At 34.9% G+C, this 12,545-nt stretch carries 12 protein-coding genes; 7 read left to right on the plus strand and 5 right to left on the minus strand.

Going from position 1 to position 12,545, the window contains the following annotated elements:
- Positions 1-31: 31 nt before the first annotated feature.
- Both K9V48_RS09880 and K9V48_RS09885 read right to left on the minus strand, forming a co-directional pair.
- Positions 32-226, minus strand: coding sequence for a hypothetical protein (locus K9V48_RS09880; RefSeq protein WP_224138771.1), 195 nt, complete (start codon positions 224-226; stop codon positions 32-34).
- A 665-nt stretch (positions 227-891) separates the two neighbouring features.
- Positions 892-1,527, minus strand: coding sequence for a spore coat protein (locus tag K9V48_RS09885; protein ID WP_308012540.1), 636 nt, complete (start codon positions 1,525-1,527; stop codon positions 892-894).
- A gap of 358 nt (positions 1,528-1,885) precedes the next feature.
- Between K9V48_RS09885 and K9V48_RS09890 the strand changes: the two genes are divergently transcribed.
- Both K9V48_RS09890 and K9V48_RS09895 read left to right on the plus strand, forming a co-directional pair.
- On the plus strand, positions 1,886-2,653 hold the full coding sequence (locus K9V48_RS09890) for a DUF3891 family protein (protein WP_224138773.1): 768 nt from the start codon (positions 1,886-1,888) through the stop codon (positions 2,651-2,653).
- Between the two features lie 16 nt (positions 2,654-2,669).
- On the plus strand, positions 2,670-3,410 hold the full coding sequence (locus K9V48_RS09895; RefSeq protein ID WP_224138775.1) for a sugar phosphate isomerase/epimerase family protein: 741 nt from the start codon (positions 2,670-2,672) through the stop codon (positions 3,408-3,410).
- Positions 3,411-3,686: 276 nt separating this feature from the next.
- Here the strand turns inward: K9V48_RS09895 and K9V48_RS09900 are convergent, their stop codons facing one another.
- A complete protein-coding gene (locus tag K9V48_RS09900) occupies positions 3,687-4,391 on the minus strand; it encodes a DsbA family oxidoreductase (protein ID WP_224138777.1) in 705 nt (234 codons plus the stop codon).
- 225 nt (positions 4,392-4,616) lie between these two features.
- Positions 4,617-5,228: an RsiV family protein gene (locus K9V48_RS09905; RefSeq protein ID WP_224138778.1), complete on the minus strand. Its 612-nt coding sequence runs from the start codon at positions 5,226-5,228 to the stop codon at positions 4,617-4,619.
- Positions 5,229-5,508: 280 nt separating this feature from the next.
- On the opposite strand from K9V48_RS09905, the gene K9V48_RS09910 reads away from it, so the two are divergent.
- From K9V48_RS09910 to K9V48_RS09925, 4 genes are all read left to right on the plus strand, one after another.
- Positions 5,509-5,982, plus strand: coding sequence for a YusW family protein (locus K9V48_RS09910; RefSeq protein WP_224138780.1), 474 nt, complete (start codon positions 5,509-5,511; stop codon positions 5,980-5,982).
- 385 nt (positions 5,983-6,367) lie between these two features.
- On the plus strand, positions 6,368-7,747 hold the full coding sequence (locus K9V48_RS09915) for a UDP-N-acetylmuramoyl-tripeptide--D-alanyl-D-alanine ligase (protein ID WP_224138782.1): 1,380 nt from the start codon (positions 6,368-6,370) through the stop codon (positions 7,745-7,747).
- A gap of 236 nt (positions 7,748-7,983) precedes the next feature.
- Positions 7,984-9,156, plus strand: coding sequence for a glycoside hydrolase family 18 protein (locus K9V48_RS09920; protein WP_224138783.1), 1,173 nt, complete (start codon positions 7,984-7,986; stop codon positions 9,154-9,156).
- Positions 9,157-9,818: 662 nt separating this feature from the next.
- Entirely contained in the window at positions 9,819-10,013 is a 195-nt protein-coding gene (locus K9V48_RS09925; RefSeq protein ID WP_224138785.1) for a hypothetical protein, read from the plus strand.
- 252 nt (positions 10,014-10,265) lie between these two features.
- Here the strand turns inward: K9V48_RS09925 and K9V48_RS29040 are convergent, their stop codons facing one another.
- A complete protein-coding gene (locus tag K9V48_RS29040; protein ID WP_263432786.1) occupies positions 10,266-10,394 on the minus strand; it encodes a hypothetical protein in 129 nt (42 codons plus the stop codon).
- A gap of 767 nt (positions 10,395-11,161) precedes the next feature.
- Here K9V48_RS29040 and K9V48_RS09930 point away from each other — a divergent pair.
- Positions 11,162-12,106: an EamA family transporter gene (locus K9V48_RS09930; RefSeq protein WP_224138786.1), complete on the plus strand. Its 945-nt coding sequence runs from the start codon at positions 11,162-11,164 to the stop codon at positions 12,104-12,106.
- Positions 12,107-12,545 lie beyond the last annotated feature (439 nt).

Consider the following 12,545-nt stretch of genomic DNA (forward strand, 5'->3'; position numbering starts at 1 on the left):
CAAGCATAATAAAGTAGAAAACTTTTTGATGTCAAAATGCATGGTGTTCTTTTGCTAAGAGGAGCAAAGATTTCTTGACAGCTTCAACTTTTTTGCGGTCATAAGACGAAGTCACTAATCCATTTAACTCAGCTTGAACATGAAACATAGAATGTTTATAGTAAATGTCGAGTCGAATGGTTCCAGCATCTGTTGGTAGATAAACAAATTCATATGTACGTATCATAAGAGCTCCTCCTAGAAATGCACGATCATCGAATGATTGCTGATTGTCTCCATTATGTCTCATCAATCGGTAACCAACTTTTCGGCAGGTAGTCCATTTACTTTTAAGCACAAGGAAAGTCTTTTAGGTAAGTTGATTCTATTTCCATGTATGAAAGTTAACAAAAATGCCCAAAAGTAGTTTCCACTTCAATAATAGCAGAAATAGCTTAGATTCGCACTAATACTTTGTTTGCAAAGTGGTCATTTTAGCAACATTTTTTCCCATTCTTAACGTGTAGTAATATCCCTATCACATGAATTAGTAAAAATGGAGGAATAAAGTATATGTGGATAGTTAGAATGGGCAGAGTGTTACAAAAATTCTTAAACTGTGGAAAAGCGCCTGACATCCAGTGCAAGCGTCCGGCCCCTCTAGGATCTACAGCCACTCTTGAATTGAAGATAAAAAACACCTTCTATTCAAGAGCGTCTTATTTGCCCGAGGCTGATCAAGGCACTTCTGCTTTTGTTCTTCATATACAAAAAGTACCTGATTAAAAATCAGGTACTAGTCCCTTCCGATCCGTACATGGTTAAGTGTCCCGCAACAAGCGAAGGTTTCGAAAGGGACACTCTTAATTTATACAGTAAGACGATTGTTTATTCGTGTTATCGCACATTTTATTACATATACATTGGTGGTTGTTGGTTTATCGATGAAGCTTTAGTGATTGTAAAAGAATTTACCATTTGGGTCATATCCTGTTGTTGAAGCTGTGGAACCTGGTAATATTGATGCTTGTTTTGATATAAGAACAGTTCATATGCCATTTCAACAAAATTAGGGACACTAGCTGCGACTACTCTACGTAACACAGGATTTGTAATCTCACAGGCTGCCATCCCAAGTAAACCAGCCATTGATTTACATTGTCCAAGCATAAAACTGGAAAGACATTGTTCGCCTAATTCATTTATAGATTGGTTTGGCTTTTTCGGTTGTGAAGGGGTTAACCCATACACAATATCATGACTAAGTTGCATTTCATAAGCCTGTGTTCGATGTGATGGATCCTCTCCAGTTGAAAATGCTTGAACCATCAAGTTATACAGATCATTAATAAATGTGTATTGACGTTGAAGGATGGTTTTAAGTTCTTGATCTTTCATAAATTGATCGTACATTTGGTATTGATTTAATAGTGAAATTGTTCCAGAGATGATTTCATGGGCATCAAACATCTCATGTCCGCCATGATTCATTTTAGCTTGATAATTGGTTGATTGGTGCATATCCTGTTGATGCATTTGATTTTGCACTGTTTAATCCCTCCATTTCAAATCGTACAACACTATAATTCGTCATAATTGATTAATTAATGTATTCGCTCGTTTGAATAAATTTAAGGCAAGGAAGCCATAAAATGTCATTCAAACTTTTTTCATGTTATAAGGGACTATAAAATTTTTGTACTGTGTGGATAAGCGCATAGCATCCAGCGCAAGCGTCCGGCCCTCTTGGGTCTATGTCTGAGGCTGATCAAGGCGCTTGCGCTTTTGTTCTTGCACGATTATGAACTTCATCAAACGAATGAAGGTATTTTTTCGTTCACAACGAATTTATATGTTACCGTGTTTTTTTTAGGAAATTGGTTTAATAAGAGGGGGAGAGGTTGCTTTGGTTGTATACGAGGAGGATGACTCATTTGTTATGACAGAACAGCATGCGCATGCTATCTTATCAGAAGATTTCGCGCAGAACTGGAAAGTGGAGCTTTTCCTTGATAAAGATAAAAGGGATTCAGTTTTATATGCAATTGCCCAACATGATCGCTCTTGGATTAATCTTGATGAATCACCTATCTGGAATGACAATACTAATGAGCCTTATACCTTTAATGATTTTCCTATTTCAATTAAGCTTGATTTTTATCGTAAGGGATTAAATGAAATAGAAGAGCAAAACCTATATGCTGCTTTACTTTGTAGCATTCATTATACTGGATTTTTCCCAGGTGAAATTGATGACAATCGAATTATTGAATTTATACAGGCGGAACAGCGAAGACAAAAACGACTTTTAAAGATATTGGATGTAAATGAAGCGGACAAAAACTTTATTTTTCATTATAACTTACTTAAATTTTGTGATAACATTTCTCTCTTTGTCTGTATGCAAGAGGCTGGAGCAACCGGTCTTTCTCTACATAATTGGTTTAAGAAAGGGTTAGCCCAACCATTTTCATTTTATCATGAGGATACATTTAAGGTCGAATGGAAAAGTGAAGAGGAGATCATCGTACATCCATATCCTTTTAAAGGAGAATTTGAGGTGGAAATTCCGTTAAGAAAAGTCCAAAAGGCGCACATAAAAGAGAAGGGGATTCTTGGTGCATTTCACGACACACGTGTACAAAGTAGAACGGTTAAAATCATTCCAAACTAGGGGAGGATATGCAAAAATGAATGACTCAATTGTTTTACAACTATACACTTTGCATGATGAGTGTGCAAAAGACTTTTACCACACATTAGAAAAGGTGTCTGAAATAGGGTATAAGTACGTAGAACTGGCTGGCTATTGGGGGAAAGAAGCTGAAGATTTAAAGGCGATACTTGATCGACTAAATCTAAGTGTAGTAAGTAGTCATGTTCCGTTGGAAAAAATGGAAGAAAATCTTGAAAGGGAATTACTGTATCTAAAAAAGCTAGATTGCAACAATATCGTTTGCCCATACTTAGGAGAAGATAGACGAGCGGATTATGTCCAATTAGCAAAAATACTAAATAAAATTGGAGAGAGAAGTAAGCAATACGGGATTGAATTAAGCTATCATCATCATGATTTTGAATTAGAAAAAAGTGGTGATAAAACAAATCTTGAGGTTCTTTTGGCTGAAACGGATTCGGACTATGTAAAAGTCGAATTGGATGTCTATTGGCTGACACTTGCAGGGGAAGATCCTTTAATTTGGCTGAAAAACTTTTCAGGGCGGATGCCACTCATCCATTTAAAGGATATGACAACAGATAGTGAAAAAAACTTTGCTGAACTAGGAACTGGAAGAGTGAATATCGAAGCGATTGTTAAAAAAAGTAAAGAATCAAACGTACAGTGGCTGGTGGTAGAACAAGATAAATGCAAAAGATCTCCATTTGAAAGCATTCAAATAAGTCGTGATTATTTAAATAAAATTGTGTGAAAAACAAAAGCGCAAGCGCCATGATCAGCCTCAGGCATAGCATAAGACGCTTTTGAATAGAAAGTGTTTTGCGCCCCATCAATTCAAAAGTGGCTGTAGACGAAAGAGGGGACGGACGCTTGCGCTGGATGCCATGCGCTTATCCACATTACAAGAATTTTATAGTTTCCTATAACATGAAAAATTTGCAGTTACAGAATGAGCGTCTGTAAACCGAAAAGTCAAGGGAAACTACTCCCCTTGACTTTTACATAATAGCTCTTTAATTGTACATACTTATGGTGTACATGAATCGTCTGTACATGAAGCACCCGTCTCTCCTAGCGTTTTTAGATCTGCTTTTGGGTTTTCTTCGTCCCAAACTTTATTTAAGACACTAAGGAATGTTTCAGGAGATTGGGCGCCTGAAACTGCGTACTTTCGATTTATGACAAAGAATGGTACGCCTTGTAGACCAAGCTGTGAACCTTCACGTTGATCATTCTGAACTTCTTGCAGATATGCATTTCCAAAAAGAACATTTTCGACTCCCTGCTTATCCAAACCAACTTCTTCTGCAAGCAGAGTGAGCGTTGAATGGTCTGCAACGTTCTTAGATTCTGTGAAATAAGCTTTTAGCAAGCGTTCTTTCATAGCATCCATTTTTCCTTCTGTGGCGGCATATTGAATAAGCCGATGGGCATCAAGTGTATTTGTTGGAATTGCTGTATCAAGATGATAAGTAAGACCAACCTCACTAGCTTGTGATGCCACATGTCTGTTCATCTCTTTAGCCTGTTCGATACTGACACCCATTTTTTTAGCGAGCATTTCTGACATCGACTGATTTTGTTGTTTTGCTGCATTGGGGTCAAGTTGAAAGCTTTTATACGTTACATCCACTGTTTCGTTATGCATAAATTGTTCTAATCCTTGTTCAAATTTACGCTTGCCGATATAACAAAAAGGACAAGCAATATCCGACCAAATCTCTACTTTCATAAAATTTCCTCCTCAAATATTCAATGTGAATCATTCTGTCTATTCATCTTTTTAAATCTGCAACTAAACCAATCACATTATAAAAAGAATCTCCGTGTAAAGCAATTAATAACACTTAAGTGAAAAAGGTCTTTATCCGAGGCTTAAAGAGAAGTATAACCATACTTACGGAAGTCTTGCCTGTTCAGAAAGGCTGAATGGGTATAGAAAGTGTTTTGAAGCCTATTAATCATGTAACAACTTTCCGAGAGGCCCATTTTCTTTCAAAATATCTGCAATATCATAAATTGAAATAGGGAAGATTGGAAATCCTGAAGTGTTAGGATCAATTTCAAAGCTTTGAAAAAAAAGCACGAGCGTTTTGTCGGCAATATAAAAGTCCTGATTAGGACGGATGGAAGTAAAATCTTGATATGTTTTTAACTGTCGCTTATCGATTTGATGCTTGACTATTGCTGATAGACGCTCGATATAAGGGGTATTTAGTTTGAAGAGTTCTGATAAGGAATAGGTTTTACCTGTTCGAATATCTGTTGTGAAGGCAGTGAGATTTTCAACCGGGTGAGAAAGCGTTGGACCAGTGGCGATATTAGTCATGATTATGCTAATAATCCCGCGCTGATTATTTTTCACTTCGTATTCACCAATTATTTTTGTCATATAGTTATGTTGATAACCTTTCATAAACATTTGATATACGCTATTTAGTATGCCATGATTAATTTTATTTTGTAAGGCGCGACTTTTCAGCCATTGCACTTGAGGATAAAAAATCGTACCTGTTGGCGCTATAATCATCATCGTTTGGATGGGGACTGGCAAACGAATTTCTTCCATTGTAACACGACCCTTTAGCATATTTAGTATTAAGATATTCTTCAAAAGGGTATATGTTCAGGGTGTATATCTTGGTGTTAAGTAGAAAAGTAAAAAAATTCGGGTTATTCCCCGAATACCATCTCCAAAATTGTATGCAAGCTTACCCTTAGATAAATCTTCATCATCCATGTGAACGAGAAAATGTTTAACTGAGGAAGCATAATAGAAAAATATATTTTTGTTTTGGTGGATTTTGGAGATAATACAAGTAACTACATTAGAAATGGGTGAGTATATGATGACATATATAAAAATTGTAACGATTTTACTAATTATTACAATTGCTCAAGGCTGCACTAGTGATCAAGTAAATGAACCACCACCAGAGGCTCCAGTCGAAAATGAAGATACTAATTTAAATAATGAAAGTAAAAATGAGAATAATGTAAACCCTCCATATCATTTTACAAATTTCGACTTAGAAGTTGATTATGGGGTGAATGAATCATATGAAGTTAGCTATGAAAATGAAGCAGATGGGATGGAGGTAGATATAGAGGACCGCTTGAATGGACAAAGTTTGAATGGTGATGCGGCATTTAAACAAGTAGAATCGAAATTTAAGGAGCTAAGCTTTGATCAAGATACTCCTGATCAAGAAGTTATTTCTGAGATATTAAACGTCTTTGAGCTTGATGAAAATTATTCAAAGTTTGAGTTAGAAGTTAAGTTTGAAGATGGTACAGAGAAAAAGTACGATCAAACGAAATAGAATTTTATACTACATTTTAAAATAAGAAAAACTTGTACATTTTATAATAAAAGTACAGGTTTTTCTTATTTTAAAACGTAAAAAGATGGAGGTTCCCACCTTTCTACTTTATTTCTCCCTGAATCTTGAGGTAGGTTTTTACTGCTTTATAAGAATGGGATAATTATGGGTAACCTTGTTTCAATGTTCCATTCACATTAAGAATAACAAAGCTATATTATATAGAAAGAAAACGTAGGATGCGTGCATAAATGTATTCTACAATGATTCTTTTAATTGAAAAAATAAAACATCTTAGCGAAATTGTAAATAGAATATAGAACCTGTCTTTTATGTTTTGAATTTTTCAAATAAAAAGTTGTTTGAAAGTAAGTGAGGTGAGATTATGAAAACTCTTAGATTAAAGAGTATTCTTCCGGTATTGTCTGGAGAGATCATTAACGGTGATGTAAATAGTTTAATAAAAAGTGTTGCAAAAGGGATAAGATATAAGCTTATGAATCACTCAATCTATTTCCATATCCAAAAAGGAAAGGTTCAGATTCCGAGTGATGTTAAAACATGTGTGATCGTAGTAAGTAACTTATCCCATGTCAGCGGTATAAATGATGAGGGAGTTACCATTGTTTTGGTTCAAAATGTAAAAAGTGCCTATTATAGATTCATCAGTTATTATCGGAGATTGTTTGATATTCCAGTAATTGGTATAACTGGAACGTGTGGAAAAACAACAACAAAGGAAATGATTTCCTGGATTTTATCGAACGACTTAAATGTTGTAAAAACTAGATTAAGTTTGAATGGATTAGCTAGGAATCTTCAATATCTCATGCAAATTGATGATGATACTGATGTAGCAGTTATTGAAATGGGTGTAGATGGCCCAGACAATATGCTCTATACAGCCCATTATTTTAGGCCTGATATTGGCGTGATTACCAATATTGGTGTCGATCATCTTGAAGGGTTTCAAGAGCACGATAAATATATCGAGGAAAAGGAAAAAATGCTAAAGGCGTTAGGCAATAAAGGTGTTCTTGTGTTGAATGCAGATGATGAGCATACGAAAAAAATTAATTTAGCTGACTATAAAGGGAAAATAATAAATGTTAGTTTATATCAAGACGCAACATTGACCGCTGAAAATATAGAGTACAGAGAAAAAGGGATGGGCTTTACTATTCGCTATAAAAGAAAAGAATACCCTTGTTTCGTACCTGGTTTTGGAGAACATAATGTTTATAATGCCTTGTATGCTATTGCTGTCTGTATAGAAGTAAATAAAATGGGTATTTCAGATATGATTGAACGATTAAAAACATTCAAACATGTTCAACGCCATACGCAATTTAAGAAAGGATTAAATGACAGTGTCATTATCGATGATACTTGGAGTACAAATCCAACATCTATTAAAGCAGCACTTGATGTCTTACAACATGCAAGTAATGCAACTAAAAAGGTTGTCGTCCTTGGTGATATTGAAGAACTTGGTCAATCGTATGTGAATGAGTATAACAACGTAGCAGAGCTTGTCGTGAACAGCAAAGTAGATTATTTCATTACAATTGGTGAAAAATCTAAGGTAATGAGTATGAGAGCAATTGAATTAGGGATGAATCCCCAAAATGTATACCATGCTCATGAACAGCAAGCTGTAGTGAATTTTTTACAATCGATCTCAGATCACGATACATGTATTTTAGTCAAAACGTCAATGAATCGCTCCTACCGAAATCTTTTAGAAAGATTGACACAGCCTTAATCGGGAAGGTAAACCCTTTCATTCTAACTTGCAAGTGGACGAACAAGAAGATGGCACGCATGTAAACATGACTGATTAATTTTCCATTATCGGCTATCATTCGCACTGATAGATGTCCTGCTTTATCGATCGGATCTAACTATCCTTTTTTTAAGGGGTAATATTACCATTACATTTCCTTTCAAATCTTTGGTACTATTTATTAGATTACCATCAATGTGAAAGGGGTGTAGATCATGAAGAAACGCTACTTTCTCCTAACAATTACTGCAATCCTGATTTTTGCGGGAGGATATATTTCTGGACTGTTATTTTCAAGTAACAATACCCAACAAAAAATAGGTCAAGCTCCTAAATCTACTAAACAACTATATGGAAAAACACAACCTAAGCTCGAAAAAGCGAAATCAAATGTATTGATTGGATATGTACAGGATTTTCGTGATCCAAAAACAATTGATTATTCGGAACTAACACATATTATTTTTTCATTTGCCCACCCAACAAAAGATGGAAGCCTATTGATGAATGGTGAAGCGGCTTTATCAAACATGCGAACGATGGTTCAACATGCACACCAACACGGCACAAAGATGATGCTCGCAGTTGGTGGTTGGTACCACATTGAGGGGGGAGAATCGTATGATTATTTTAAAGAAGCTATCTCAAACGCAACTTCTCGTACAAAGCTAATTAATGAACTTATCGGAATGGCAGAGCGGGAAAATCTTGATGGGATTGACATCGATTTTGAACATCCTCGTTCACAGGAGGACGCGCAAAATCTAGCTGCTTTTACAAAAATTTTAAGTGAAAAGCTTCATTCAAATGGTAAAGAATTGTCTATTGCGGTAAATTCAAAGATTCATAGTGTGGCCGGTACAGAAATCACATCGGTTATATATGAACCATCGATGTTTCAGCATGTAGATCATGTAAATATAATGGCCTATGACGGTCAATGGGATGGGGAATATAATGCAGCGAACTTGTCTCCATATCCGTTCACTGAGAATATTGTAAATTATTGGTCAAAATTGTTCGACAATCACGGAGTGTCTAAAGAAAAATTAGTGTTAGGCGTTCCTTTCTATGCACAACCTGAAGACTTGTCAATTAAACAGATGTCATACGCTGCAATTATTAACAGTGACCCGGCAAATGCCAATCGGGATACCGTTAATCTAAACGGAACGACCTATCATTACAACGGAGTGATGACGATTCAAAAGAAAACGAAACTTGCACTCGATAACGGCTTTGGTGGGATGATGCTATGGGAACTTGGTCAAGATTCTGCTGGTACACATAGCTTGACAGGAGTCATTTTCAATATGTTGGAGGATGAACTTACAGATCGAAAACAAATTACGGTTCAATCCAACGCTGAAAACGCAAATAGCAATTAAAAAGCTGTTGAGGAATTTCTAAGGGGTTCATATTAGATGTGTAAACAATCACATCACATACAAAAACACATGGCTTTTTTCACAATGTGAAATCGTCATGTGTTTTTTGTGGGTATATTAATATTTTCCTTTTCGTTAAATTATCTAAATTTATGAAAACCCAAGACATACCTTATTTGTAAGCTCTGTAATAATGATTGTAGTGTGTATCAATGGCGAGTGATTTTGCTGAAGTGTGGTAATGGTTTTTTCAAAGATAATAAAAATCTAAAGAAGAAGCACAAGATACATTTGATGTAACTGTACAAGTAGTAACTTATTAAAGAGCTATATTGTATAACCCCAAGCAACACAAAACTTCTTATTATCATCGGAAGACACAATATTCGCAATTGTCATTAAAATGTCATAAACCAAAAACTCAATTCGACAATTAGTTATCATGCTCTTATCATATACTTAGATTGTTCATTATTATGTTGCAAAATATAACATTAAGTAGAGAAAAATAGTAGGGGTGATAAAATTCCTAGCCGTACAAAAAAATATTAGAAAATGGTTATTAGTCGTGTTATTAGGATAACTCTTACTAAGATTTCAAAGTAATTGATTACTCAATTTTTATCATCAATACGGCTAATAAAACAAAAGGGGAAGAGATCATGTCTAATATCATTTTAAAACATTATTTTTTGGAAGAAACCGACAGAATCAAAATGGAAGAATTAATGTGTAAGTTTTTTTCAGAAAATGAAGAGGAAATATTAGGTTTAGATGATCAGTCACTCAAAGATTTGTACAATAAAATGATGGTGGAGCAGCCTTCTTTTTTACTAACAGGTGATAAACATAATTAAATAGTGTAAGGACATAAAAACAGCTGTTAAGAAGTTTTCAGCAGCTTGTTTTTATCGGAAACTGTATTAAGAAAATGTTCACAATACAGTTTCCTTTTTTATACACCAGAATTTATATGTTTTGGTGTCTAGCGCAAGCGTCCTAGCTCCTCGAGGTCATAAGACGATCAGGAATTGAAGGTAAAAGACCACCTTCTCTATTCCTAATCGTCTTATGCTTGCTTTAGGCTGAACAAGGCGCTTGCGCTTTTCTTATTTTTTCAATTCTTCTCTCATACGTTCTTCTTCCTCTTTAACACAAATGCGAGTAATTTGCTCGTTAAGAATATGGTGTATATAGTCAGTTTCTTCTTCACAAATTGATTCGATTTCGTCATTCATTGAAAAAATATCTCCTTTATCATTCTTATCGCTGATTAGCGGGCAGCCAACAATGAAGTAAAACGTTACCAATAATGATGAAAATGTCCTTAATTTGACTATGCTGTAGTAGACCTTAATCCAGTTTACTCAATCAATATGATTTGATCTTTATTTTTGCTTTTTTTCCTGATTTTAAATGTTTATTTTCATGGAAAAAAACCACTGATGGAAGTTTCACTTTATCGTTATTTTGTCTCAAACTTTTACTTGTATACCGAATTTTCCTATTATATATGGAAGAAACTGTTTGATTACATACTAGATAAAAGAAATCAGCCAATACCACGATGTAAGTATCATAATGTTAGCTTTATACTGTTTAGAATTACTTAATTCAATAGATAGAGCATGGGTCCGTCGTAATTCTTTATCTGATGCTTCATAAATTGCCGTCCATCTGACATCTTAAATAAATTTTTATGTAGAGGGGCATCGATAATTTAACCCTTGCCTTTTTTTGTATGTTTTGTGATTTCAGACATAAAACATACCTTATATGTAAGCGTTTAAATTATAATACCAATCAATTTCGTAATAAAAGTCAATCTATAAGTAAAAATAATTACGATGTAAATTGGAGTACAAATTTAAAAGTTTGTTCACAAGATCAAAATCATCAAAAATGAAATTTTGTAAGTAATGAAACTCGCTACAACTAAGCTTGTAAAATATGCTGAATCATAAGAGAATAGAGATTACTAGGTTCGAAAGGGGAAAAATACAAGATGTGGCTTATATTTTCAATACTTGCTGCGATAACTTTCGGGATGCGGGGAGTCCTATATCATTGGACGAGTCAACAATCTCTGAATCGAAATACACTGCTATGTGGGACCTTTTTTATGGGTGCGATAATTAGCTTAGTTTGCAGTTTTGTTTTAAATCAAGAATGGGCGGCTACCTCATTAGTGGGAATACAAATGGGCTTGTTCTCTTTTGCAGCGAATGCCAGTATGTTTAAAGGGTTTAAAGTAGGGAAAGCATCTGTCGTAGCCATTTTAACAGCTCTTCCTGCTGTACTTGTTGTCATAGGTGCATTTTTTATCTGGGGAGAACGTTTAAACTACATGCAGTTCATTGCATTTATCATCATTGTGTCAGGCGTATTGCTAGTCCGTTATTCCAATGATATCTCTATTGGAAATTTACAAGGTTCTCAATGGGGGCTCTTAGCACTTTTAATGTTTGCTATTAATGATTTGTCTGGAAAATGGTCAACGATTTTGAACTCTCCAATGTTTCCAACGCTCTTTTTAATGTTCTTAACTGGAACCATCTGTTTTGGTTTTTGGTGGCTAAGGGACTATAAAGTAAAAAATAAGTTCGTAAATCGAGAACTTGCTGCTTCAAAAGAGAATGCTGCTACAGAACTTCAAACAAAACTCAGGGTAAAACCCGTCATTTCGAAAATTAATAATCCTTGGACGGAAAAAAGAACATTTCTGGTTGGGATGGGAGTAGGGATTACGAATGCAGTAGGTATGGTGTTTATTCTTATCGCTTTTGATTACGGGAAAGCTGGACTTGTATCGGCAGTAGTTTCACTGAATGTCTTCTTAGTTCTACTCTACACTCGCTTTTTTATTAAAGAAAAATTTACTCGCTTAGAATTGATCGGTATATTGACTGCGATTGCTGGTATTTTATTTATGCGTCTATCCGGTGGGTAGATTTGGAGAAAAACAAAAAAGTCATGACAAATGAAAAATGGCTTCATCGCGCATATTTCAAGACCATGAACTAAAGACGATTGAGCGTTTAGGACAAGTGGAGCAGATGGTGCTATTTGAGTGATATGATATTACATAGTATTAGAATTTTAATGTAGGCTAAGGATTAATTCGAGATTAGTCAATTAGTGACTAGAAATATAAAATTAACCTTGTCATTCAACGAATGACAAGGTTTCATACTGTTGAAAAACAAAATTGTCTATGGACAAAATGCGAAAATCTCGATAAAATCCCTCGTAAATCAAATGAAAATGTGATGCACCCCAAAAGTTAGAGTCAGAAATCTAACTTTTGGGGTGTTTATTTATGACTAAATATAGTGATGAATTTAAGATTATGGTAGTTCAAGAATATCAAGAAGGAAAACTTGGATATC

Source organism: Metabacillus rhizolycopersici, assembly GCF_020075705.1.